Raw genomic sequence first — 24,822 nt, 5'->3', positions numbered from 1 at the left:
ATGTGGGGCATGCGGTTGTCCGGCGCGCGTTGGCAGGCCGCGATCAGTAGCCGCGATCGCGGTCGACGACGCCGCCGATCGGCTCACCGCGTTCGAGCGCGCCGATCTTCGCGGCGATCTGCTCGACCGCCTCCGCGCGCAGCGTATCGGCCGAGCAGTGCGGCGTGATCGCGATTCGCGGCTCGCGCCAGAACGGGTGCTCGGCCGGCAGCGGCTCGGTTGCGAACACGTCGAGCGTCGCGGCGGCAAGGCGGCCGCTCGCGAGCGCGTCGAGCAGATCCGCTTCGACGAGATGCGCGCCGCGTGCAAGGTTCACGAGATACGCGCCGTGCGCGAGCTTCGAGAACGTGCGCGCGTTCAGGATGCCGTCGGTGCTCGCCGTGCTCGGCAGCAGGTTCACGAGCAGCTTCACGCCGCACAGGAATGCGTCGAGCTGCGCGGCGCCCGCGAACGTCGCGATGCCGTCGAGCGTCTTTGGCGCGCGGCTGTAGCCGCGTACCGGCAGCCCGAGCGCGGCGAGCGCGCGCGCGACTTCGGCGCCGAGCGCGCCGAGCCCGAGCACGCCGACGACGAAGGTCTCGCGCGAATGCGGCTCGAGCACCTGCCAGCGGCGCTCGCGCTGCAGCAGCGCGTATTCGTCGAAGCGGCGCAGATAGCGCAGCGCCGCGTGCGTCGCGTATTCGACCATCTGCCGCGCCATCCCGGCGTCCTCGAGGCGCACGAGCGGCACGCCGCGCGGCAGCAGGCCCGGATGCGCGCGCTCGAGCGAGAGTATCGCGTCGACGCCCGCGCCGAGGTTGAACACCGCCTTCAGACCGGCGCGCGGCGCGAAGAACTCGCGCGGCGCGCGCCAGACGAGCGCGTAATCGGCGCTCGCGTCGTCGCCCGGCGCCCAGGCGCGCAACTGCGCGCCGGGCAGCGCGCGCTCGATGTCGCGCTTCCAGTCCTGCGCGTCCCGATGCGGCGTGTAGAGCAGAATGCGCATGCGTCTACTTCGCGAACAGTTGGCCGATGTCGGCGAACGCCTTGAATTCCAGCGCGTTGCCGCACGGATCGACGAAGAACATCGTCGCCTGCTCGCCGGCTTCGCCCTTGAAGCGGATGTGCGGCTCGATCACGAAACGCGTGCCGGCTGCCTTCAGCCTGTCGGCGAGCGCGTGCCATTCGTCCATCGACAGCACGACGCCGAAATGGCGCACCGGCACGTCGTCGCCGTCGACCGGGCTGACGGCCGAGCGGCCCGTCTCGTCAGGCGCGAGATGCGCGACGAGCTGATGTCCGAAGAAATCGAAATCGACCCAGCGATCGGAGCTGCGGCCTTCCGGGCAGCCGAGCAGGCCGCCGTAGAAGCGGCGCGCGTGCTCGAGGCTCGTGACCGGAAACGCGAGATGAAACGGGCGCAACGCGCCGCGCGGCGTGGCGGACATGCATCGTCTCCTGAAGGGAAGCCCTCATTCTACGGTTTTGCCGTGCGTTGCGTCGCAAAGCGGGGAAATGCAAAGCACAAAAAATTGGTTCGCCGCGCGCGGCGCGCACGCGACAATCGGCGCAGGCTCCTAGCTTCGCGAGGGACACATGCGCTCATGCAGCAAATCGACGTGGCCGCCGCGGCTCGTCACGGTGCCAGGCCTGCACGGCAGCGAAGGCGCGCACTGGCAGACCTGGCTCGAGAGACAGTTCGCGCGCGCGCTGCGCGTCGAGCAGGACGACTGGGACGCGCCGCATGTCGAGCGCTGGGCGCGGAAGGTGGGCGATCTGCTCGCGCGCGAGCGCGGGCCGTTCGTGCTCGCCGCGCACAGCTTCGGCTGCCTCGCGACCGCGCATGCGCTGGCGCAGCACGCATCGGCTGCGGATGCGCGAGGAGCGGACGTCGTCGGCGTGCTGTTCGTCGCGCCGGCGAATCCGCGCAAGTTCGCGTTCGCGGGCGATTTCGACGCGCGGCGCCTCACCGTGCCGTCGATCGTGGTCGGCAGCGAAAGCGACCCGTGGATGACGCTCGCCGACGCGCGCGAGTTCGCGCACCGGCTCGGCAGCGCGTTCGTCAATCTCGGCGACGCGGGGCACATCAACGCCGCGGCGGGCTACGGTCCGTGGCCTCGCGCGAAATACTTCGTCGACACGCTCGTGCACTGCGCGGCACCGCTCAGGTTTCGCGACGACGATGCGCCGGCGTTCGGCTCACTCGTGCCGGAGCGGCTCGTGACGGCGGCCTGAGGCATTCTTGAGGCATGCTTGATGCCGCTTGATGCTGTTTTCCCGCTATTTGTCCGGATGTGCAGCGCCGAATGTCTCGCCGAACGTGTTTTCGACCGCATCGAAACGGACCGGGTACGCCCGACCGAATCGACTGAACGAATCAACAGGACGACGGCATCCGCCCACGCATGCCGTCGCCCGGCTTCCGAATCGTCAGTTCGTGACGGGGGCGACCGCGGCCGGATCGGAATAGCTCGACTTGCCGTTCTCGACGTGCCCTGCGAAGCGGCGCGCGAACTTGCCGTTCGCGCCGTCCGATACCGTCACGTCATACCAGTGATGGCTCGATGCGAGCGCCCATTGCTCGACCCGCTCGTCGCCGCCGTGCAGCGTGATCTGGCGCGGCGACGCGCCATACGCGTTGTCGGCGAGCGTCAGTTGCACGCTCTGCCCGCCGTGATTCGTGAGCTTCAGATACAGGTTGCCGTTCGCGACGTCGTAGCCCGCCTTCACTTCCGGATGCGCAGCCGCATGCCTGCCGTGGCCCTCGGCAGCGGCGACGCCTTCGAAGCGGCGCACGAAGCCGTTTGGACCATGCACGGCGAACGCATACGCGCCGTTCGTCGCGGCGAGATCGAACTCGTCGTGCAGCGAGCGGTGCGCGCCGACCGTGTAGCGCCACGGGCCGTCGCTGCGATTCATTGCATATACATAGAAGTGCGCGCCTTGCTCGCCGCGATTCGCGAACTCGATCCGCAGGCGCGCGCCGCCGTGCACCGATGCGTTCACGTGCAGCTCGTAAGGCAGCGCGCGCGCCGGGCGCACGCCGGGCTCCTGCGGATCGACGGGGCTCGGCGCGGCGGGCACGGTCGGCGCGGGCTTCGTCGAGCAGAGTTGATCGGCGATCGACCGATAGTTGCTCGTATCGGGCAGCGGCGGCAGCGTCGCGTCGGGCGTGCGGAAATCGAATGCCGACGTCAGATCGCCGCACACCGCGCGGCGCCACGGCGTGATGTTCGGCTCGTCGATGCCGAAGCGCGCGGCGATGAAGCGGATCACCGACGTATGGTCGAACACCTGCGAGCACACGAAGCCGCCCTTCGTCCACGGCGACACGACCGTCATCGGCACGCGCGGGCCGAGGCCGTACGGCAGGCCGTCGGCCGTGTAGCTGCCGCCGCGCCCAGGGTTCACGACGTCGTGGATCTCGCCGTCGACGGTGACGGTCGACAGGCCCTGCGCGCGCGTCGTCGCCGGCTGCGGCGGCACGACGTGATCGAAGAAGCCGTCGTTCTCGTCGTACATGATGAAGAGCACGGTCTTGCGCCACACGTCGGGGTTTGACGTCAGCGCGTCGAGGATCTGTGACGTGTAGTTCGCGCCGTATGCGGGCGTGTATTTCGGATGCTCGGAGAACGCGGCGGGCGGCAGCAGCCACGACACCTGCGGCAGCTTGTTCGCGAGCACGTCGGCTTTCAGATCGTCGAGCGTGCGCGCCGTCTGCGCGCGCTGATACAGCGACGAGCCCGGCTTCGCGTTGATGAAGTTCGCGAAGTTCTGCAGGATGTTCGTCCCGTAGTTGCCGTTCAGCGGATCGGCGCCCGTCGTGCCCTGCTGATAGATCTGCCACGAGATGCCGCTTGCTTCGAGGCGCTCGGGGTACGTCGTCCACGTGAGCAAATCGTATTTCGGCGGCGCGTCGCCGTCGACATAATCGCTGTTGTCGAGAAGCGGGCCGCCGTACTTGCCGGTCGGGTCGACGGTGCCCGTCATCAGGTACGAGCGGTTCGGATGCGTCGGGCCGGGCAGCGAGCAGAAGTAGTTGTCGCAGACGGTGAAGGCGTCGGCGAGCGCGTAGTGGAACGGGATGTCCTCGCGCACGTGATAGCCCATCGTCATGTCGGTCTTGTTCGCGGGCCACCGGTCATAGCGGCCGCCGTCGATCGCCGCGTGCGTCTTGTACCACGAGTGATCGAGGTCGCCGATGCATTGCGCGCTCGTCGTCAGCGTGTTCAGGCGAAACGGCAGCACCGGCTTGCCCGGGTCCGCCTTCGACGGCTGATACCAGACGGGCTTGCCGTTCGGCAGCGGAATCGGGAGGCGATCGTTGTAGCCGCGCACGCCGCGCAGGTGTCCGAAGTAATGGTCGAACGAGCGGTTCTCCTGCATGAACACGACGATGTGCTCGACATCGCGGATCGTGCCCGTGCGCGACGCGGCGGGAATCGCGAGCGCGCGGCGGATCGATTCGGGAAACACGGTGAGCGCGGCAGCGGCGCTCGCGGATTGCGCAACGGCATGCAGGAAACGGCGGCGGCTTTCTGACGTCATGTTTTCACCTTTGGCTCTGCGGGGAAGAGGGCGCGGCAAAAAGCGATCAGCCAGGATTCGATGCGGGTTGCGCGGATGCCGCCGTCGCGCCGGATGCGTCGTCGGCGCTGTCTTCGGGCGGGTAGTGGATCACGGGCGTCGCTAGCGGCGCGCTCGCGCCCGCGGGCGCATTGCCGGCCGCCGTCGCGCCGCCGTTGAACGCGTTCGCGGCGCCGCCTTGCAGCGACGCGGGCGACGTGTCGGCGTTCGCGCGGGCTTGGGACGTATCGTCGCTGCACGCGGCGGCGAGCGGCGCGACGCAGAGTGCTGCAACGACGGCGGCGAGACGCTGGCGCATCGGGGGTGTCTCCTGAGGGATCGCGGGTGCTGAACGTCCGCTAGTATGAGGAAACGATGCGTCGGTTACGTGAACCGTTTGCGACGGCCATATTATGACGAATCGCTTTCGATTTGCTGGCGGCCGCCGGTCACGGACATGCCGGTCACGGACGTGCCGGTCACGGACGTGCGGCGAGGCGGCTTGCGGCGCGCCTCGTCGCGCAGCCAGCCGAGCCATGCGGCGATCGCGCGCGCTTTCGGATGCCCGGGCCGCCAGACCACATAGTGCGCGTGGACGTCGGCGAGGCTCACCTTCGACACCCGCACGAGCGCGCCCGACGCAAGCTCCGGCGCGATCAGCGAGCGGCGCGCGAGCGCGACGCCGCGCCCTTTCAGCACGGCTTCGATCAGCGATTCGACATCGTCGAACCGCGGCGCGCGGCGCGGTTCGACGAGATCGACGCGCGCCGCCTGGAACCAGGGCTCCCACGGCTGCGCGGGGTGTCGCAGGAGCGTCGAGCGTGCGAGGTCGCCGGCCTCGCGCGGCGCGACGCCATCGCGGTTGCGATACGCGGGGCTCGCGACCGGAAACAGCGTCTCGTTCATCAGCTTTTCCGCGACCACGCCGGGCCACGCGCCGGGGCCGTAGCGCAACGCGACGTCGATGCGGCTGCCTTTGTCGAGCGGCGCGAGCGCGATGTCCGGATGGAGCACGACGTCGATCGCAGGATGCGCGGCGCGAAAGCGCGGCAGGCGCGGCTCGAGCCAGCGCGTCGCGACGCTCGGCAGCACGCTCACGTGCAGCGTCGTGTTCGATGCGCGGGCGGCGCGCACCGCCTTCGTCGCGTCGAACGCGCGCGCGAGCACGCTCAAGCCCTGCCGCACTTGCAGCGCGAGCGCATGCGCGGCTTGCGTCGGCACTGCGCCGTTGCGCTCGCGCGTGAAGAGCGGGCGGCCGAGTTGCGCTTCGAGCGCGCGCACGTGCTGGCTGACCGCGCCTTGCGTGAGCGCGAGCTCGTCGGCCGCGCGCGTGAAGCTTTGCAGCCGCACCGCAGCCTCGAATGCGCGCAGCGTCTGCAACGGTGGAATGCGGGATCGTGTCATTCGCGTATTAGTAACACTAATGCCCGAGCACGACAATTTATCGTTTGTCGCGAGCGCATCCGGTTCCTACACTCGCCGCCATCGCCATTCATGTCGGCAAAGGAGGCCTCGCAATCATGAGCAGTTATCGACTCTACTATTCGCCGGGCGCGTGCTCGCTCGCCGCGCACATCGCGCTCGAGGAAACCGGTGCGCCGTTCGATGCCGAGCCAGTGCGCCTGTCGCATCGCGAGCATCTCGGCGAGCGCTATCTCGCGATCAATCCGAAGGCGCGCGTGCCCGCGCTCGCGATTTCCGGCGAAGCGCGCGTGCTGACCGAGACGCCCGCGATCCTCACCTATCTCGCGCGCCGGCATCCGGACGCCGCGCTGCTGCCGATCGACGATCCGCTGCGCGAGGCGCGTTGCCATGAATGGCTCGCGTGGCTCGTCGGCTGGGTGCACGGCGTCGGTTACGGCGCGCTGTGGCGGCCGGGGCGGTTCGCCGGCGACGAATCGATTCATCCGGCGATCTCCGCGCACGCAAGGCGCGTGATCGACGAAGCGAACGGCGCGATCGACGCGGCGCTGCGCGACGGGCGGCAATGGGCGGAGCCGGGCGGGTATTCGATCGTCGATCCGTTCCTGCTCGTGCTGTATCGGTGGGGGTGCGCGATCGGGCTCGACATGGGTCGACGCGATGCGTGGAGCGAGCATGCGGCGCGCGTCTCTGCGCGCGATGCGGCGAAGCGGGCGCTCGCGACGGAGGGGCTGTAGCGACGCAAGGGCGCGTATGCGCCGCCGAGCCTTCACACCGGCACTTCCGACGTCAACTTCACCTTCTGCAGCGGAATCTCGGTCTTCACGCTCTGCACGCCCCTGATTCGCGTCAGGTGCTGCATCTGGAATTGCCGGTAGTCGTCGATGTCGGCCGCGACGACGCGCAGCAGGAAATCGCAGTCGCCCGCCATCAGGTGGCACTCGACGACCTGCGGCAACTGCTGGACCGCCTCGGCGAAGTGATCGACGGTGTCCGCGTCCTGCTCCTTGAGCCAGACGCGCGTGAACACGGTCAATCCGCGGCCGACCATCGCGGGATTGAGCACCGCGACGTACCGTTCGATCACGCCGGCTTCCTCGAGCAGCCGCACGCGCCTCAGGCACGGCGAAGGCGACAGGCCGATCTCTTTCGCGAGTTCGACGTTCTGCAGCCGGCCGTCGCGTTGCAGCGCCTGCAGGATGCGCCGATCGATGGTGTCGAGCTTCATTGAAATTCCATTCCAGAAAAATACCGAAAATCAGCGGTCAATCCCAATTTGGCATCAGCATATAGCAACAACGCAACCCGATTCCATCGATTTTGGCAGACAATATTGCCCCGAAGGAGATTTAATGAACAGTCTGCCAACATCCACCCTCGTTTCCGAGGAATCCCCTGCAAGATCCGAAGCCTGGCGCGGCCTGCGCGCATCGCTGCCCGTGATGCTCGGCTTCGTTCCGTTCGCGCTCGTGCTCGGTGCGCAGGCGGCGCAAAAGGGCTTCAGCGTCGTCGAAGTGCCGCTTCTGACCGGCCTGAATTTCGGCGGCGGCTCCGAATTCACCGCGATCCGGCTATGGACGTCGCCGCCGCACATCCTGCTCATCGTCGCGATGTCGTTTCTCGTCAACTGCCGGCACATCCTGATGGGCGCGGCGTTCGCGCCGTATCTGCGGCATCTGTCGCGCAAGCAGACCTTCCCGGCGCTCTTCTTCATGTGTGACGAAAGCTGGGCGATGGCGCTCGCCGACGCGCGGCGCGAGGGACGCGGGCGCGTCAGCCTGCCGTACTATCTCGGCGTGTCGGCCGGGCTGTATCTCACCTGGATCTCGTGCACCGCGCTCGGCGCGGCGCTGGGGCCGACGATCGGCGACGTCGAGCAATACGGCTTCGACATGGCGTTCACCGCGGTCTTCCTCGTGCTGCTGCGGGGCATGTGGAAAGGCGCGCGCGCGAGCCGCCCGTGGCTCGTCAGCCTCGTCGTCGCGGCGGCGACCTCCCTGCTCGTGCCGGGCGCGTGGTACGTCGCGGCGGGCGCGCTCGCCGGCCTCGTCGCGGCCGTCGCCTGCGGAGAGCCGGCATGATCGACATCCCGACGCTGCTGACGATCGTGCTGATGGCCTCGTCCACCTACCTGAGCCGGATTCTCGGCTACGTCGTGCTGCGCAATCGCACGCTGAGCCCGCGCATGATGTCGGTGATGGAGAGCGTGCCGGGATGCGTGCTGGTATCGGTGATCGCGCCGGCGTTCGTGTCGGACAAGCCGGCCAATCTGCTCGCGCTCGCGATCACGCTGCTCGCCGCGACCCGCCTGTCGATCCTGCCGACCGTGATCATCGGCATCGTGTCGACCGGCGTGTTGCGCCATCTGCTCGGTCAATGACGAACATGGACGACCAACCGCACGCCGCCGAAGATCGCCGGATCGATACCGGGCGCGGACGCCTGTTCGCGCGATGCTGGCCCGCGCCGCATCGCGCGGGCGCGCCGGACGATACGCCGCCCATCGTGCTGCTGCACGATTCGCTCGGCTGCATTCGTCTGTGGCGAACGTTTCCGCAGACGCTGGCCGCATGCGCGGGGCGGCGCGTGATCGCTTACGATCGCCTCGGCTTCGGTCAGTCGGATGCGCGCACGGATACGCTCGACGCCGGCTTCGTGCGCGACGAGGCGCGGCGTTTTTTCCCGATGCTGCGCGATGCGCTCGGCTTCGATCGTTTCGTCGCGTTCGGTCATAGCGTCGGCGGCGGGATGGCCGTGCATTGCGCGGCCGCGTTCCCGTCGGCGTGCGAAGCGCTGATCACCGAATCCGCGCAGGCGTTCGTCGAAGACCGCACGCGCGCCGGCATCGTCGACGCGCGCGAGCAGTTCGAGCGGCGCGACGCGTTCGAGCGGCTGCGCGCGCATCACGGCGACAAGGCGCGCTGGGTGCTCGATGCGTGGATCGGCACGTGGCTGTCGCCGGAATTTGCCGACTGGTCGCTCGGCGATGTGTTGCCGCAGGTGATGTGCCCGACGCTCGCGATTCACGGCAGCGACGACGAATACGGCTCGACGCTGCATCCGGAGACGATCGCGCGCTCGGTCGGCGGCGCGCTCCCGTTCGCTCAAACGCCAGCTATTTCGCTTTGCCGCAGCGCTTCCCAATGCGCGACCAGCCGCGATGCGAGCGCGTCGCTCGCCGGCAGGAACGGCAGCCGCAGCGCGTTGTCGCACCAGCCCTGCGCGGCGAGCAGCGCCTTCACGGGCGCGGGATTCGGCTCCGCGAACAGATCGGCGACGAGCGGCTGCAACGCGGCCGCGATCCGCCGCGCGTCGTCGAGCCGGCCTTCCCGCAGCAATGCGTGCGCGCGCACGTGCCACGCGGGCAGCACGTGCGCGGCGCTCGCGATCACGCCGTGCGCGCCCGCGCACAGCGCCGCGAAATTCTGGTTGTCATCGCCGGAGAGGATGCGCAGCGGCGTTTCGTGCACGAGGCGCAGCATTCGCTCCATCGTCCCGCCGCATTCCTTCACGCCGACGACGCGCGCATCGCGCGACAGCGCCTTCAGCGTATCGAGCTCGACGTTCACGCCGGTGCGGTACGGGATGTTGTAGACGAGCACGGGCAGATCGGCCGCTTCGACGATCGCTTCGATGTGCCGCTGCACGCCCGCCTGCGTCGGTCGAACGTAGACGGGCGGCGTGACGAGCAGCCCGTCCGGGCGCAGCGCCGCGAGCGAGCGCGCGCGTTCGGCCGCCGCGTGCGTCGCGACCGCGGTCACGCCGAGCACGACCGGCAGCGCCGGGGCGGCGTCGCGCAGCGTCGCGAAAATCGCTTCCTGCTCGCCCGCGTTCAGGAGCGCGCCTTCGCCCGTCGTCGCGCCGGCGACGAAGCCCGCGATTCCTTCGTCCGCATAGTGCCGCGCAAGGCGCGCGAGCGCCGAATGGTCGATTTCGCCGGCGTGGAACGGCGTGATGATCGGAAGCCAGATACCTTCGAAACGTGATTGCATGTGCATCCTCTAGGTGAAACGGGTGGAGGGGAGCCGTCCCGCCGGCCGGCGCCGGATCGAGGTATGCGAATGGTGCGTGAACACGCGGGCATCCCGTCCGGCGATCGCCTGACGGGATGCGACGTCCCCGTCAGTCGGAGAGTCGTTTTTTGAGGTTCAGCCCGGCCATGCGCGCGTGCGCCGCAAGCGCGGCGGATGGCGACAGCGAACGCGAGTGAAATGCGGCGGACATGGCTGAACGAAAAGTGGGCTGAGCGGCGATCTTAGCACCAATGCGTTGGCGATGGCGAGCGGCTGCGACACGGCGGCGCATGTTTTGCGCGGCGGTTCGCGCGCCGGGCCGCATGAATGGCCGGGGCGCGTGCCGGAACACGCATGCCGAACGCGCGAGCCGCGCGGCGTCGCGCTGGACACCCCCTGCGTAGCAACGGTCGCATCGTGCCTCGCACCGCGTCGAGATGCTCGATCGCCGGCATCGCGGCTGGCAGCACGCCGCGCGCGCCGGCCGCCAATGGCACGGCTATTGCGACGTCGTCTCCGAGCCGTCGCTTCCGATTCGACGAACACGTTCATTCGGGCGTATCGCGGCTCACGACTACATCAATCACTGGAGACGAAAACATGGAAGGGCTTTCGCAAGTCCAGGTGCCGGGCATCGACGCAGGCGGCACGATGACCGACACCTTCTTCGTGCGCGCGGACGGCCGCTTCGTCGTCGGCAAGGCGCAAAGCAATCCCGAAGACGAATCGCTCGCGATCCTCAACTCGTCGCAGGATGCGCTCGCCCACTGGCGGCGGGACGTCGACGACGTGTATCCGGAGCTGCTCACCTGCGTATACTCGGGCACGGCGATGCTCAACCGCGTCGTGTAGCGCAAGGGGCTCGACGTCGGCCTGCTCGTGAACAAGGGTTTCGAGCACATCCATTCGATGGGCCGCGCGATCCAGAGCTATCTCGGCTACGCGCTCGAAGAGCGGATCCACCTGAACACGCATCGCTACGACGAGCCGCTCGTGCCGCTGTCGCGCACGCGCGGCGTCACCGAGCGCACCGACGTGCAGGGCGACATCGTGATTCCGCTGCGCGATGACGAGGTGCGGCACGCAACGCGCGAACTCGTCGCGGCGGGCGCGAAGGCGATCGTGATCTGCCTGCTGCAATCGCACAAGAATCTGACAAAGACGGCAAACCAGCTCGGCATCGCGAAAAGCACGCTGTACGAGAAGATTCGCGAGTACGGTCTGCTCGGCGCGGTGAGCGATACGCGTCGGCGTGGGGGGCATTGACGCGGGCGGCAAGACGCTCTACATGCGCCTGCGGGCGACGCCATCGCAATGCCCCGAGAATATATCGGCGGCGTGCACAATGTCCCCATCGTCCTTCGCATCTCTTCGCGCCGGATCGGCTCGCGCCGCGCCGATCGCCGCTAAAATCGTCGCTTGCGAAAACCTGACGAATCACGTCGAACCACCAGCGGAGCATCAACGATGAAGCACAACAAGGGAATCGGCCGCCGGCTCGCCGCCGGCGTCGCCGCAGCGCTGCTCGCGGCGGCCGCGCATGCGGATACGTCGCTGCTGAACGTGTCCTACGACGTCACGCGCGAGCTGTACAAGGACATCAACGCGAGCTTCGTCGCCGCGTACAAGCAGAAGACGGGCGAGACGGTGTCGGTGCGGCAGTCGCACGGCGCGTCGAGCGCGCAGGCGCTGTCGGTGCTGCAGGGGCTGCAGGCCGACGTCGTGACGATGAATCAGCCCAACGACATCGATCTGCTCGCCGAGCGCGGCCAGTTGCTGCCGAAGGACTGGCGCGCGCGCCTGCCGGACAACAGCTCGCCGTACTCGACGACGATGGTGTTCCTCGTGCGCCACGGCAATCCGAAGCAGATCAGGGACTGGAGCGATCTCGCGAAGCCCGGCGTGCAGGTGATCATCGCGAATCCGAAGACGTCGGGCAACGGCCGCTACGCGTATCTCGCCGCGTGGGGTTATCAGAAGCTGAAGGGCGCGACCGATCAGCAGGCGCTCGACTTCGAGAAGGCGATTTTCCGCAACGTGCCGGTGCTCGATTCCGGCGGCCGAGGAGCAACGACGACGTTTACGCAGCGCGGCATCGGCGACGTGCTCGTCACGTTCGAAAACGAAGTCGCGCTGATCGACACGGGCGCGGCGGGCGCGAGCTTCGACGCCGTCTATCCATCGGCGAGCATTCTCGCGGAGCCGCCCGTGGCGATCGTCGACAAGGTCGTCGACAAGAAGGGTACGCGCCGCGCGGCGCAGGCGTACCTCGACTATCTGTACTCGCCCGCCGCGCAGGAGATCGTCGCGCAGCACCATCTGCGCCCGCGCGACCCGAACGTGCTGAAGAAGCACGCGAGCGAGTTCAAGCCGCTCAGGACGTTCAGCGTCGAGCAGATCTTCGGCAGTTGGGCGAACGCGCAGAAGACGCATTTCGCCGACGGCGGCACGTTCGACAAGATCATCGTCGACCGCAAGTAAGCGCATCGGCCGGCCGGCGATTCGCGCGGGCTGTCGCCGCTTCGTCATTCGCCGTCCGGATGACGATTGCATCATCCCTTCGGAAATTCACGGGCGTATTCGATGGAATCGGAATACGCCCGTTTTGTTTCCTTTCTCCGGTTCGAATGCCGGATTATTTCGCGCATTTCGGTATTCCCGGCGCGGATTCAGTCACCGCCCGGCCGCGTGCCTGTCGCAATCAGCCTGATTCGTTGTGTCCGCAACGAACGTTCGCATGCCGAGACGCCTTTGGGGCGGCTTGTGTACGCGCAGGGCCTCGCAAACCGCGCGTGATTGCTTTCGGCAGAGAGGCAAACTCGGCCGCATTCATCGATTGACGATCGATTGAAGAATGGTGGGCTTCCACGGTTGACGCGCCATTTTTTCATTATTACGATGCGCCGAAATTGAATAAATCAATTGAGACTTTATCGAGGAAGATATTGCGCCGCAATATCTTACGTCTTTGAAATAAATAGAAAGCGAAAATGAAAAAAACGATGCATGGAGGGTATGCCGGCCCGGCGCGATCGCGTGGCCGGATGTCGGCGGCGGTGGCCGCTGCCGCGGCGATGCTGCTCGCGCTCGGCGGGTGCGGCGACGATCTGCAGAGCACCACGACGCCCGCGCAGCTCAATCAACCGTACACGGACACGACCGCGTACTCGCCGAAGGCGGGCGACGGGTTGCCGGCGTCGCAGGTATCGGAGCGCGCGGCGGTGATGAGCCACCAGTGGTCGGCGAACGGCGCGCCGCTCGACTACCTGACGACGACCGGGCATCTGACGGCCTACGATCCGAACGGCAACGCGCAGGCGACGATGTCGTACGTCGCGTACACGGTGCCGAGCCGCGACGGCTCGCCGCGGCCCGTCACGTTCTTCTACAACGGCGGCCCGGGCTCGTCGTCGGTGTGGTTGCGTCTCGGCTCGTTCGCGCCGACGCGCGTCGCGACGCCCGATCCGCTGATGACGAACTGGCCGAACTATCCGCTCGTCGACAACCCGGAAAGCCTGATCGCAACCACCGACATGGTGTTCATCGATCCGCCGGGCACGGGCCTCTCGGAGGCGATCCAGCCGAACACGAACCAGACGTTCTGGGGCGCGGACGCCGACGTGAAGGTGATGCGCGACTTCATTCGCCGCTATCTGTCGGTCAACGGCCGCGGCGGCTCGCCGATCTATCTGTACGGCGAATCGTATGGCACGCCGCGCACGGACATGCTCGCGCTCGCGCTCGAATCGGCCGGCGTGCCGCTCGCGGGCATCGTGCTGCAGTCGTCGATCCTGAACTACATGGCGGCCACGGGCGATCAGGCGGCCGGCACCTTCCCGTCGTATGCGCAGGTGGCCGCGTACTTCAACCAGGTGTCGCCGTCGCCGACGAATCTCGGCGCGTACGCGCAGCGCATCGAGGATTTCGTGACCGCGCAATACGCGCCGATCGTGCATTACGCAACGGCGTCGTCGCCGATTTCGCCCGATGCCGGCACGCTCTCCGCATGGTCGACGCAAACGAGCATGACGACCGCGTCGATCAGCGCGTACTTCCAGTATTTCTATGACACGGAACCGTCGCCCGGCCAGACGACGCTCGTGCCCGGCTACACGATCGGCCGCTACGACGGCCGCGTGTCGCTGCCGAACAGCGATCCGCGCCTCGCGAGCGACGACGATCCGTCCGACATCCTGATCTCGAAGCCGTTCACGACCGCGCTCGCCTCGCAGATGCCGAACTACCTCGGCTACACCGCGCCGAACGCGACATATCAGACGCTGAATCCCGACATCATCGGCGTGTGGAACTTCAGCCACGCGGGGCAGCCGTATCCGGACACGATCCCGGACCTGCTCGCCGCGCTGCAACTGAATCCGAAGCTGAAGGTGCTCGCGTCGAACGGCTATCATGATCTCGCGACGCCGTATTTCGAGACGGAGAAGGAGCTCGCGCGGCTGCAGACGGTGTCCGGTCTTGCGCCGAATCTGCAGGTGACGTTCTATCAGGGCGGCCACATGATTTATCTCGACGACGTTGCGAGGCCGCAGATGCAGGCGGATCTCGTCGCGTTCTACCAGAACCGGCCGGCGGCGAACGCATTGACGCTCGCGGCGCTGCCGTCGCCGTGGCCCGACGAGAGCCCGGCGAACACGCCGACGGCGAAGATCGCGCGAGCCGCCGCGGCCCGCTGAGATTGCGGCCCGCTTCGTTGAACCCCTGATATTGCGAGTCCAGTCATGTTCCAGATTCTCCCGTTGCGGCGCATCCTTCCGGCGGTCGCATTCGCGTTCGCCGCCGCGTGTTCGATCGGCGCGTCCGCCGAAACCTTGCAGGCCGTTTCGTCCGTCGCGCCGTTGCACGGCGGCGTCGACGGCCCGTTCTTTCCGAAGGCAGCGTCGGCTGTGCCGGCGTCGGCTTCGGCGACGACGGGCGCGCAGTTGCAGCAGCAGGCGCAGAGCCGGCTCGCCGCGAGCCTCGGCGCGAGCGGCGCGCTTCGCAACGGCGCGGCGGTCACGAAGGCGCAGGCGCAGGCGAGCGGCCTCGGCTACGTCGCGCAGCATTTCGACGAGATCGACGCCGCGCACACCGGCAAGGTCACGCTCAAGCAGGTCCAGCAGTTCATCGAGCAGCAGCGTCAGTGACGCGCTGACGGGCGGCGCGGCGTGCCCGGCCCGCCGAAGGCCGGGTGTGCCGCCGCTCGCGGATCGCGCGAAATCCGGCCGCGCGACGAACGCATCGCAAGCGCCGCGTGCTACGCTCGCCGCACCGATTCCGGCGAGACTGCGATGAACGTCGATCCCTCCTTCCCGCATTCCTCCGATCCTTTCGCGCGCGACGGCGCACGCGACGGCGCGCAAGCGCGCAAGCCGCCGCGCGGCGGCCGCCGGATCTGGTCCGGCACGCGCGAGGTGATCGCATACGGCATGCCGGCGTCCGTCTGGCGCGATCTCTACTACTGGGCGCTGAAAGTGAGCTGGCCCGTGTTCTTCGCGTCGCTCGCCGCGCTGTTCGTCGTCAACAACACGCTGTTCGCGCTGCTCTACCAGCTCGGCGCCGCGCCGATCGCGAATCAGTCGCCGCCCGGTTTCGCCGGCGCGTTCTTCTTCAGCGTCGAGACGCTCGCCACCGTCGGCTACGGCGACATGCATCCGCAAACCGTCTACGCGCACGTGGTCGCGACGCTCGAGATCTTCGTCGGGATGTCGGGGATCGCGTTGTCGACGGGGCTCGTGTTCGCGCGCTTCGCGCGGCCGCGCGCGAAGATCATGTTCGCGCGCCACGCGATCGTGCGCCCGCTCAACGGCCGGATGACGCTGATGGTGCGCGCGGCGAACGCGCGGCAGAACGTGATCGCCGAGGCGCGCGCGAAGATGCGGCTGATGCGGCGCGAGCGCTCGTCCGAGGGGTATTCGCTGATGAAGATCCACGATCTGAAGCTCGTGCGCAGCGAACATCCGATTTTCCTGCTCGGCTGGAACATGATGCACGTGATCGACGAGTCGAGCCCGCTGTTCGGCGAGACGCCGGAGTCGCTCGCCGAGCGCAGCGCGATGCTGCTCGTGACGATCGAGGGCTCCGACGAGACCACCGCGCAGGTGATGCAGGCGCGCCACGCGTGGGAGCACGGCGACATCCGCTGGCACCACCGCTACGTCGACCTGATGAGCGACGTCGACGGCATGACGCACATCGATTACACGCGCTTCAACGACGTCGAGCCGGTCGAGCCGCCGGCGGCGGACGTGCCCGGCGTGGCGACGTCCGGCGTGGCGACGCCCTGCGCAAAGCCTCCCGGCGAAGGCGACGCCCGCCCGGTCTGACCCCGCCGAGCCGGCGCGGAGCGAAATCTTTCTCGAATCGCAAGCAAAGCTTCAGCCGTCTTTCGATGAAATGCTGATCGATATCAAGATGAGCAAAAAAATTCTTCTATTGGCGTAAAAAAATAAGGCTCATTGCGTTGCGCATCGAAACAGAGGGGCGCGCTTTCCCGGCGCGCGGCGATGCGGCAACGGCGAACAGCACATCGAGGAGACGACACATGAACGCTCGCTTGCCGATCGACGGCCCGCCCGCGTTGGCCGACTATCGCCTGGCCGACAACCTTCGCGCGACGCACGGCCGCATTTTCCTGACGGGCACGCAGGCGCTCGTGCGCCTCCTGCTGATGCAGCGCGCGCTCGACGCCGCGCAGGGCGTCAACACCGCGGGCTTCGTGAGCGGCTATCGCGGCTCGCCGCTCGGGATGGTCGACCAGCAGCTCTGGAAGGCGAAGCAGCAGCTCGACGCGAGCGGCGTGCGCTTCCTGCCGGCGATCAACGAAGAGCTCGGCGGCACGGCGGTGCTCGGCACGCAGCGCGTCGAAGCCGATCCGCAGCGCACCGTCGACGGCGTGTTCGCGATGTGGTACGGCAAGGGCCCGGGCGTCGACCGCGCGGGCGACGCGCTCAAGCACGGCAACGCGTACGGCTCGTCGCCGCACGGCGGCGTGCTCGTGGTGGCGGGCGACGATCACGGCTGCGTGTCGTCGTCGATGCCGCATCAGAGCGATTTCGCGATGATCGCGTGGCGCATGCCGGTCGTGAATCCGTCGAACATCGCCGACATGCTCGAATTCGGCCTGTACGGCTGGGCGCTGTCGCGCTACTCGGGCGCGTGGGTCGGCTTCAAGGCGATCTCGGAGACGGTCGAATCCGGCTCGACCGTCGATCTCGACGCGCTGACGATGCGCTGGCCCGCGCCCGAAGGCTTCGCGCCGCCCGCGGGCGGCCTGCACAACCGCTGGCCCGACCTGCCGAGCCTCACGATCGAGGCGCGCCTCGCCGCGAAGCTCGACGCGGTGCGCCACTTCGCGCGCGCGAACAGCATCGACAAGTGGATCGCGAAGAGCGCGCGCGCGAACGTCGGCATCGTCACGTGCGGCAAGGCGCATCTCGACCTGATGGAGGCGTTGCGCCGGCTCGATCTGACGGTGGCCGATCTCGACGCGGCCGGCGTGCGGATCTACAAGGTCGGCCTGTCGTTCCCGCTCGAGATGACGCGGATCGATACGTTCGTCGAGGGCCTCGCCGAAGTGCTCGTGATCGAGGAAAAAGGCCCCGTGATCGAGCAGCAGATCAAGGATCATCTGTACAACCGCGCGCCGCACGCGCGGCCCGTCGTGCTCGGCAAGTACGATGCCGCCGGCGCGCCGCTATTGTCCGAGCTCGGCGAACTGCGGCCGTCGCGCATCCTGCCCGTGTTCGCCGAATGGCTCGCGCGCCACAAGCGCGCGCTCGATCGGCGCGCGCGCGTCGTCGATCTCGTCGCGCCGAGCATCCTGTCGAACGAAGCGGACGCCGTGCGGCGCACGCCGTATTTCTGCTCGGGCTGCCCGCACAACACGTCGACGAAGGTGCCGGAGGGCTCGATCGCGCAGGCGGGAATCGGCTGCCATTTCATGGCGTCGTGGATGGAGCGCGACACGACGGGCCTGATCCAGATGGGCGGCGAGGGCGTGGACTGGGCCGCGCACGCGATGTTCACGAACACGCGCCACGTGTTCCAGAATCTCGGCGACGGCACGTACTTTCATTCAGGGATCCTTGCGATCCGGCAGGCGGTGGCCGCGCGCGCGAACATCACCTACAAGATCCTCTACAACGACGCGGTCGCGATGACGGGCGGCCAGCCCGTGGACGGCAGCATCTCGGTGCCGCAGATCGCGCGGCAGGTGGAGGCGGAAGGCGTGTCGCGCTTCGTCGTCGTGTCCGACGAGCCCGAGAAGTACGACGGCCATCACGCGCTGTTCCCGAAGGGCACGACGTTCCATCACCGGCGCGAGCTCGACGCGGTGCAGCGCGAGCTGCGCGAGACGCCGGGCGTCACCGTGCTGATCTACGATCAGACGTGCGCGGCCGAGAAGCGCCGCCGCCGCAAGAAGGGCGCGTTTCCCGATCCGGACAAGCGCCTGTTCATCAACGAAGCGGTGTGCGAAGGCTGCGGCGATTGCGGCGTGCAGTCGAACTGCCTGTCGGTCGAGCCCGTCGAAACCGGGCTTGGCCGCAAGCGGCGCATCGATCAATCGTCGTGCAACAAGGATTTCTCGTGCGTGAACGGCTTTTGCCCGAGCTTCGTCACGGTCGAGGGCGCGAAGCTGAAGAAGGCGGCGGGCGTCGCGTTCGACGAAGCCGCGCTCGCCGCGCGCGTCGGCGCGCTACCGCGCCCCGCGACGCATCTCGCCGACGCGCCGTACGACATGCTCGTGACGGGCGTCGGCGGCACGGGCGTCGTGACGGTCGGCGCGCTCGTCAGCATGGCCGCGCACCTGGAAGGCAAGAGCGCGTCGGTGCTCGATTTCATGGGCTTTGCGCAGAAGGGCGGCTCGGTGCTGTCATTCGTGCGGATCGCGTCGTCGGACGCGTGGCTCAACCAGGTGCGGATCGACACGCAGCAGGCCGACACGCTGCTCGCGTGCGACATGGTCGTCGGCGCGAGCGCCGATGCGCTGCAGACGGTGCGCCGCGAGCGCACGCGGATCGTCGTCAATACGCATGCGATTCCGAACGCGGCGTTCGTGCGCGATCCCGACGCGAGCCTGCACGCGGACGCGCTCGTCGAGAAAATGCGGCATGCGGCGGGCGACGGCTTCCTGTCGCGCTGCGATGCGCAGGCGCTCGCGACGAAGTTCCTGGGCGACACGATCGGCGCGAACATCCTGATGCTCGGCTTCGCGTGGCAGCAGGGGCTCGTGCCGGTGTCGCTCGACGCGATGATGCGCGCGATCGAGCTGAACGACGTGGCCGTGCCGATGAACAAGCTCGCGTTCTCGATCGGCCGGATGGCGGCCGCCGATGCGGCGGGGCTCGACGCGTTGTGGGATGCGCGCCATCCGGTGCATGCGTCGCCGCTGCCGCAGACGCTCGATGCGATCGTCGCCGATCGCGAGGCGCGGCTCGCCGATTACGGCGGCGCGCGCTACGTCGCGCGTTATCGCGCGCTCGTCGGCGCGGCACGCGCAACGGGCGACGAGCGTATCGCGCGCGCGGTCGCGGCGACGTTCTACCGGCTGCTCGCGGTGAAGGACGAGTACGAGGTCGCGCGGCTCTATACGGACGGCGCGTTCCGCACGGCGCTCGAGGCGCAGTTCGAAGGCGCGGCGGGCAAGGACTTCCGCGTGAAGTTCAATCTCGCGCCGCCCGCGACCGCGAAGGCGGGCAGGGACGGCGCCGCGCCGCGCAAGCAGGTGTTCGGGCAGTGGCTGTGGCCGGTGCTCGGCATGCTCGTGCGCGTGCGCGGCCTGCGCGGCACGCGGCTCGATCCGTTCGGCGGCACCGTCGAGCGCAGGATGGAGCGCGCGCTCGCCGACGACTACGAAACGACGATGCGCCGCGCATTCGCGGCGCTGACGCCGCAGACGGCCGACCTCGTCGCGCGGCTCGCCGAGTTGCACGCGAAGGCGCGCGGCTACGGGCACGTGAAGCTCGCGAGCGTCGCGGGCGTGAAGCGCAGCGAACGCGAACTGGCCGCGCGCCTGTCGATCGACGCGGCGACGAGCGCCGCCGTGCAGCGCGCGCTCGACGAGATGAAGGGCGCGGGCGCGTTGCGCGGGATTCCGGTCGTCGTCGCGAAGTCGTGAATGTCGTGTGAGCGGCGCGTGAATGTCGCTTGAGCGCGGAGTGACGCGCGTGCGGGCGGTGGTGCGCAAACGCGTGGCCGCCCGCCGTTTTTTTCGCGGCGCGTTTTGGGTGCGGCGCGCGCCGCGTCAGACGATCCCCTTCTTGCGCGTCGATAGCGCCGTCTCCGACAAATCGATTTCGCGCATCAGCTTCGCGAGCGTCTCGTCGTTGATCTGCTGCTCGCCGCGCAGCCGGTAGAGCACCGAGCGCTCCGCGCGGATCGCGGCGATCTTCAGCGCCAGCTCCATCTTCTCCGTCTGCCGCGCTTCCTCGCGCGGCGTCGCGCCGTCCGCGGCGAGGCCCGCGAGCCGGCGGCGGTACAGGTCCATCACGCGCGCGGTCACGTCCGCGCAGCGCGCGGCGGCCGTCTCGTCGAGATCGACGGCGAGCGCGTCGTGCGCCGCGTCGACCGCGCGGATCGCCGCCTGCGCGGCCGCCGCGCGCGCGGCGCGCTCCTCCTCCGCGTGCGGATTGCGCATCGGGCGCACGCCGCGCAGCAGCAGCGGCAGCGCGATCACCGCGACGACGAGCGAGCCGAGGATCACGCCCGACGCGACGAAGATCGCGGTGTCGCGGCCCGCGAGCGGCGTGCCGTCGCCGAGCGCGACCGGCACCGACAGCACGCCGGCGAGCGTGATCGCGCCGCGCACGCCGCCCACCGTCATCACGGCGATCGTGCGCAGGCCCGCCATCGTGCCGGCGAGGCCCTGCTTCGCGGCGCGGCGGCTCGCGATCCAGCGCAGCAGCCACACCCACGCGAAGCGGATCGCGTAGAGCGCGGCGAGCATCGCGGCGACGTAGCCGATCATCGCGCCGACGAGCGCGTCGCTCGTATGGTGCGCATCGACGAGCGCGCGGCCGATGATGTGCGGCAACTGCAGCCCGAGCATGATGAACACCATGCCGTTGAACACGAACTCGATCATCGCCCACGTGCTTTCCGCGCGCACCCGCGCGGCGACCGTGCTGCTCTTCGAGAAGCTCGTGTAGTTCATCATCATCCCGGACGCGACGGCCGACAGGATTCCCGACAATTCGAGGTGCTCGGCAATGAGATACGACGCGAACGGCACGAGCAGCGTCATCACGATGCCGGGGGCCGGATCGCCTTCCTGCGCGGCGTTCAGGAAGCGCGTCGACAGCGCGCTGAACAGCCACGCGAGCGCCGCGCCCGTCGCCAGGCCGCCCGATGCGACGATCACGAAGCTGATCGACGCGTCGCGCAGCGAGAACATGCCGGTCAGCGCGGCCGCGATCGCGAACTTGAGCGCGACGAGGCCCGACGCGTCGTTCATCAGCGCCTCGCCTTCGAGAATGTGCATCAGTTGCGGCGGGATGCGGCCCTTGCCGGCGATGCCGGCGAGCGCGACGGCGTCGGTCGGCGACAGCACCGCGGCGAGCGCGAACGCGACGGGCAGCGGCAGGCCGGGAATCAACCAATGCGCGAAGTAGCCGACCGCGAGTACCGTCATGAACACGAGGCCGAACGCGAGCATCAGGATCGCGCGCCGCTGCAGGTACAGCTCGCGCTTCGGGATGCGCCAGCCGTCCGCGAACAGCAGCGGCGGGATGAACAGCAGCATGAAGATTTCGGGATCGAACGTGACGTGCAGGTTGAACCTCGGCCACGCGAGCGCCGCGCCGATCGCGATCTGCATCAGCGGCAACGGCAGGCGCAGCGGCAGCACGCGCGTCGCGACGCCGGACAGCGCGACCGCGAGCAAGAGGATCAGAACAGTGAAGACGATTGCCATCGATGAGCGAAACGGGGATGAAACGACGGTACGCAGTGTAGCGTGCGCGCGAAATGCGCGGCGTGAAGCCGGGGAGCGAGCACGGGCGCACTGTGGTGGTGCGCACAATCCCCATCGGCATGCATGCGCGGCGTGCCGCGGGCGGCGCGCCCGTGCCGGGGAGCGAGCGGCGGGACGCGGCGCCGCGCGAGTGAGCACGGAGCTTGCTTGATGCTTGCCGACAACTATGATCGAACAACCGAGGACCACCGATGAAAACCCGCGAGTCGCACGTTTCGCCTGCCGACGTTTTCGTCATCAGGAGGGCCGCCGCATGACCATCGCCCAGCAGGAGCGCCCCGTCGCCGCGTCGCCGTATCGCTTCGAGGCGGAGATGACGTCCGGTCTCGAGCGCGTCGCCGCGCATCATCACGATCTGACGCTCACGTCCGTGTTTCAGCCGATCTTCAGCCTGTCGCACATGCGCGCGGTCGGCTACGAGGCGCTGTTGCGCGCGCACGATGCGCTCGACCGCCCCGTGTCGCCGCTCGACGTGTTCGGCGAAGCCGCGCGCCACGGCGAGGCGACGCAGGTCGACCGCCTCGCGCAGGCGCTGCATCTCGAAAACTTCGCGCGCTTCGGCGCCGAGCGCGAATGGCTGTTCCTCAACGTGCACCCCGGCGTGCTCACCGATCCGTTTCAGGCCGCCGCGCTGTTCGCGAACCTGAAGCGGTTGGATATTCCGCCGCGGCGCATCGTGCTCGAAGTGCTCGAGCAGCGCGCCGGCGACATCGAGCGGCTCGCCGACGCGGTGCGCGAATTCCGCGAGCAGGGCTTCCTGATCGCGCTCGACGACTTCGGCGCCGGTCATTCGAACATCGAACGAATCTGGCAACTGAGCCCGGACATCGTGAAGCTCGACCGGATCATGCTGTCGCACGCGCAGCACCGCGCGGGGCTCACGGCGATCCTGCACGGGCTCGTCACGCTGCTGCACGAGGCGGGCAAGCTCGTGTTGATCGAAGGGGTCGAGACCGAACACGAGGCGCAGATCGCGTTGTCGTGCGACGCGGATTTCGTGCAGGGCCATTTCTTCGGACGTCCGGCGCCGGGGCTGCCCGACAGCGCGGCGGCGTCCGCGTGCATTGGCGAGCTGACCGAGCGCTATCGCCAGCAGACCGAAGCGTCCGAGCGGCGCGACGCGCAGCGGCTCGCGCCTTATCAGCGCGCGTTCGAGCGCGCGGCCGAGCGCCTCGCGGCGGGCGAGCCGCTCGACGAGGTCTGCTGGAACTTTCTCGCGCTCGACCACGCGGCGCGCTGCTTCCTGCTCGACGAGCGCGGACGGCAGGCGGGCCGCAACGTCGTGCTGCGCGCGGACCGCGCGTCGCGCGAGACGCGCTTTCTGCCGCTCGCCGACGCGCAGGGCGCGAGCTGGCTGAGGCGCCCGTATTTCCGGTCGGCGATCGTCGAGCCGGGGCGCGTGCAGGCGACGCGGCCGTATCTGTCGATCAACGAGGCGCTGCCGTGCGTCACGCTGTCGATCGCGGTTCGCGTGAACGACGCGCTGTGCGTGCTCTGCGGCGATATCGACTGGATCGACGACGAAGCGTCGACGGGCGCCTGAGCGTCGTCGGCGCGCCGGCGGCATGCCGGTGCGCCGCATCGCGATCATGCGGCGGACGGCGCGCCGTCAGAGCGCGACAAACAGCATCCCGTGCGGGTCCTGCAGCGCCGATGCGCTGCCGATGCCCGCGACCACCGGGGTCAGGTGCCCCGTCTTCGTGTCGAGCTGCATGACCTGACCTTGTCCGGCGCTGTACGCATCGCCCTGCTTGAACGGCGCATCGACCCGATAGGTCGTGTTGCTCGCATCGGTGAAGAGCATGAAGGTCTTGCCCACGGGGCCGGACGCCGGCACCCAGCGCGTATCGTCGACAGGATAGACCGGACCGTCCTTGTCGTTGTAGAGCGTGAGCGTCAGCACGCTGACCGTTTGCGCTGGGCCGGGGTTGTGGATGAATACCAGCTTGCCGTCGGCCTGGCTGTCCAGCATGAGGTCGCCGGCCGAATCGATCGCTTCGGAATCCGGATCGGTCAGGCTCAGCGTGACCGGCTGGTTGTAGGTCGGGTTCGCCGCGCCGCCGACCGTCGGCGTCACGTCGATCGCCTGCGCGTTACCGGCCAGCACCGGCGCGACGTCGAATGTCGTGCCGTTCGGATTGAGCGTGAGCGACACGACGGTCGGCGCGGCACCCGGCGTCGTCGGATTCGACGCGCTCACGTAGATGACGCCGTTCAGTAGCTGCATGTCGTCGAAGCCGCCGCCATGCGCGGTCGGATTGACGGTCGGCAGATACGTTTTCTGGTTGCCCGACGCGAGATCGATGATCGTCAGCTCCGGGTTGCCGTCCTCGTTTGCCATCGCCCAAAGCGCGTTCGTGTCGGCGCGCGCCATCAGACCGTCCACATGGCCCGGCACCACGTAGGACTTGAGCACGTTGCCGTTCAGATCGTACTGGACGATCGTGTTCGTCAGGTTCGGCACCGAGCCGTCCTTCACGTCGCCCGCCATCTGGTAGCCGATGAAGACCGTGTCGTTGTAGCGGACGATCGAATCCGGCTTGGCGTTCGAGGAGGGCGCCTTCGCGAAGACGGACAGCGTGTAACCGCTCGCGGTCGCGGTGTTCGGCACGGGGGCGGCATTGGCCGCTACCGCGCCCGGCACCGGGGCGACGTCGTCGCCACCCCCGCACGCGGACAGCATGGCGGCGGAGATTACACAAAGCAGGGCGATTTTTTTCATATGGATATCCTGAATGAAAGATCGGTAATGAGCTGCGAACGTTCGTGAAGGGGTTTCTTGAAGTCGCGGCGTGATGTATTTGAAGCGCGATGCGCGGCGTGCGGGCGTTGCTGCAGCAAACGTAGGTTTGCAATGTGTCTGCGAAATTA

20 protein-coding genes and 2 pseudogenes are annotated in these 24,822 nt (G+C 68.2%); 13 read left to right on the top strand and 9 right to left on the bottom strand.

Annotation, left to right across the window (positions count from 1 at the left end; all coding sequences use genetic code 11):
* Positions 1–43: 43 nt before the first annotated feature.
* Both AQ610_RS17020 and AQ610_RS17015 read right to left on the bottom strand, forming a co-directional pair.
* On the bottom strand, positions 44–985 hold the full coding sequence (locus AQ610_RS17020) for a 2-hydroxyacid dehydrogenase (RefSeq protein WP_006024304.1): 942 nt from the start codon (positions 983–985) through the stop codon (positions 44–46).
* 4 nt (positions 986–989) lie between these two features.
* Positions 990–1,427, bottom strand: coding sequence for a VOC family protein (locus AQ610_RS17015; protein WP_006024305.1), 438 nt, complete (start codon positions 1,425–1,427; stop codon positions 990–992).
* A 148-nt stretch (positions 1,428–1,575) separates the two neighbouring features.
* Between AQ610_RS17015 and AQ610_RS17010 the strand changes: the two genes are divergently transcribed.
* Positions 1,576–2,214 (top strand): RBBP9/YdeN family alpha/beta hydrolase, encoded by a 639-nt coding sequence (locus tag AQ610_RS17010; RefSeq protein ID WP_006024306.1) that lies wholly within the window; start codon positions 1,576–1,578, stop codon positions 2,212–2,214.
* A gap of 195 nt (positions 2,215–2,409) precedes the next feature.
* On the opposite strand, the gene AQ610_RS17005 is transcribed toward AQ610_RS17010, so the two are convergent.
* The 3 genes from AQ610_RS17005 to AQ610_RS16995 all read right to left on the bottom strand — a co-directional run bounded on the left by AQ610_RS17005 (position 2,410) and on the right by AQ610_RS16995 (position 5,949).
* On the bottom strand, positions 2,410–4,527 hold the full coding sequence (locus tag AQ610_RS17005; RefSeq protein ID WP_006024307.1) for a phosphocholine-specific phospholipase C: 2,118 nt from the start codon (positions 4,525–4,527) through the stop codon (positions 2,410–2,412).
* A 46-nt stretch (positions 4,528–4,573) separates the two neighbouring features.
* Positions 4,574–4,864, bottom strand: coding sequence for a hypothetical protein (locus AQ610_RS17000; RefSeq protein WP_006024308.1), 291 nt, complete (start codon positions 4,862–4,864; stop codon positions 4,574–4,576).
* Between the two features lie 92 nt (positions 4,865–4,956).
* Positions 4,957–5,949 carry a LysR substrate-binding domain-containing protein gene (locus AQ610_RS16995; RefSeq protein ID WP_043281945.1) on the bottom strand — a complete coding sequence of 331 codons (993 nt, stop codon included), beginning with the start codon at positions 5,947–5,949 and terminating at the stop codon, positions 4,957–4,959.
* A 116-nt stretch (positions 5,950–6,065) separates the two neighbouring features.
* Here AQ610_RS16995 and AQ610_RS16990 point away from each other — a divergent pair, with 116 nt between their 5' ends.
* Positions 6,066–6,704 (top strand): glutathione S-transferase N-terminal domain-containing protein, encoded by a 639-nt coding sequence (locus AQ610_RS16990; protein ID WP_006024310.1) that lies wholly within the window; start codon positions 6,066–6,068, stop codon positions 6,702–6,704.
* Between the two features lie 32 nt (positions 6,705–6,736).
* Here the strand turns inward: AQ610_RS16990 and AQ610_RS16985 are convergent, their stop codons facing one another.
* On the bottom strand, positions 6,737–7,195 hold the full coding sequence (locus AQ610_RS16985) for an Lrp/AsnC family transcriptional regulator (RefSeq protein WP_006024311.1): 459 nt from the start codon (positions 7,193–7,195) through the stop codon (positions 6,737–6,739).
* Positions 7,196–7,319: 124 nt separating this feature from the next.
* Between AQ610_RS16985 and AQ610_RS16980 the strand changes: the two genes are divergently transcribed.
* The 3 genes and pseudogenes from AQ610_RS16980 to AQ610_RS31880 form a co-directional block, all read left to right on the top strand.
* A complete protein-coding gene (locus tag AQ610_RS16980) occupies positions 7,320–8,048 on the top strand; it encodes an AzlC family ABC transporter permease (RefSeq protein ID WP_009911101.1) in 729 nt (242 codons plus the stop codon).
* Positions 8,045–8,347 (top strand): branched-chain amino acid transport AzlD family protein, encoded by a 303-nt coding sequence (locus tag AQ610_RS16975; RefSeq protein ID WP_006024313.1) that lies wholly within the window; start codon positions 8,045–8,047, stop codon positions 8,345–8,347. The genes AQ610_RS16980 and AQ610_RS16975 overlap by 4 nt, the downstream gene beginning before the upstream one ends.
* Positions 8,344–9,052 (top strand): annotated as a pseudogene (locus AQ610_RS31880) (alpha/beta fold hydrolase); the annotation flags it as partial. The gene AQ610_RS16975 and the pseudogene AQ610_RS31880, both read left to right, overlap by 4 nt.
* Positions 9,053–9,071: 19 nt before the next feature.
* Here the strand turns inward: AQ610_RS31880 and dapA are convergent.
* A complete protein-coding gene (dapA, locus tag AQ610_RS16965) occupies positions 9,072–9,959 on the bottom strand; it encodes a 4-hydroxy-tetrahydrodipicolinate synthase (protein ID WP_009911103.1) in 888 nt (295 codons plus the stop codon).
* Between the two features lie 621 nt (positions 9,960–10,580).
* On the opposite strand from dapA, the pseudogene AQ610_RS33915 reads away from it, so the two are divergent.
* The 7 genes and pseudogenes from AQ610_RS33915 to AQ610_RS16925 all read left to right on the top strand — a co-directional run.
* Positions 10,581–11,177 (top strand): annotated as a pseudogene (locus AQ610_RS33915) (hydantoinase/oxoprolinase N-terminal domain-containing protein); the annotation flags it as partial.
* 270 nt (positions 11,178–11,447) lie between these two features.
* Positions 11,448–12,461, top strand: coding sequence for a sulfate ABC transporter substrate-binding protein (locus AQ610_RS16945; RefSeq protein ID WP_009911104.1), 1,014 nt, complete (start codon positions 11,448–11,450; stop codon positions 12,459–12,461).
* Between the two features lie 102 nt (positions 12,462–12,563).
* Positions 12,564–12,776 (top strand): hypothetical protein, encoded by a 213-nt coding sequence (locus tag AQ610_RS36150; RefSeq protein ID WP_144411956.1) that lies wholly within the window; start codon positions 12,564–12,566, stop codon positions 12,774–12,776.
* 194 nt (positions 12,777–12,970) lie between these two features.
* On the top strand, positions 12,971–14,674 hold the full coding sequence (locus tag AQ610_RS16940; RefSeq protein ID WP_043281952.1) for a S10 family serine carboxypeptidase-like protein: 1,704 nt from the start codon (positions 12,971–12,973) through the stop codon (positions 14,672–14,674).
* Between the two features lie 45 nt (positions 14,675–14,719).
* On the top strand, positions 14,720–15,124 hold the full coding sequence (locus AQ610_RS16935; RefSeq protein ID WP_006024318.1) for a hypothetical protein: 405 nt from the start codon (positions 14,720–14,722) through the stop codon (positions 15,122–15,124).
* Between the two features lie 144 nt (positions 15,125–15,268).
* Positions 15,269–16,303 (top strand): ion channel, encoded by a 1,035-nt coding sequence (locus AQ610_RS16930; RefSeq protein ID WP_043281953.1) that lies wholly within the window; start codon positions 15,269–15,271, stop codon positions 16,301–16,303.
* A gap of 218 nt (positions 16,304–16,521) precedes the next feature.
* Positions 16,522–20,097: an indolepyruvate ferredoxin oxidoreductase family protein gene (locus tag AQ610_RS16925; protein WP_006024321.1), complete on the top strand. Its 3,576-nt coding sequence runs from the start codon at positions 16,522–16,524 to the stop codon at positions 20,095–20,097.
* 126 nt (positions 20,098–20,223) lie between these two features.
* Here AQ610_RS16925 and AQ610_RS16920 read toward each other — a convergent pair whose 3' ends face one another.
* Positions 20,224–21,891: a Na+/H+ antiporter gene (locus AQ610_RS16920; protein WP_006024322.1), complete on the bottom strand. Its 1,668-nt coding sequence runs from the start codon at positions 21,889–21,891 to the stop codon at positions 20,224–20,226.
* A gap of 313 nt (positions 21,892–22,204) precedes the next feature.
* Here AQ610_RS16920 and AQ610_RS16915 point away from each other — a divergent pair, with 313 nt between their 5' ends.
* Positions 22,205–23,494 (top strand): EAL domain-containing protein, encoded by a 1,290-nt coding sequence (locus tag AQ610_RS16915; protein ID WP_006024323.1) that lies wholly within the window; start codon positions 22,205–22,207, stop codon positions 23,492–23,494.
* Positions 23,495–23,560: 66 nt separating this feature from the next.
* Here the strand turns inward: AQ610_RS16915 and AQ610_RS16910 are convergent, their stop codons facing one another.
* Complete coding sequence (locus AQ610_RS16910; protein ID WP_043281954.1) at positions 23,561–24,673, bottom strand: hypothetical protein; 1,113 nt, start codon at positions 24,671–24,673, stop codon at positions 23,561–23,563.
* Positions 24,674–24,822: the final 149 nt, after the last annotated feature.

It is taken from the genome of Burkholderia humptydooensis (assembly GCF_001513745.1).
Lineage (GTDB): Bacteria > Pseudomonadota > Gammaproteobacteria > Burkholderiales > Burkholderiaceae > Burkholderia > Burkholderia humptydooensis.
This window is presented reverse-complemented; position numbering and strand designations above follow the sequence as displayed.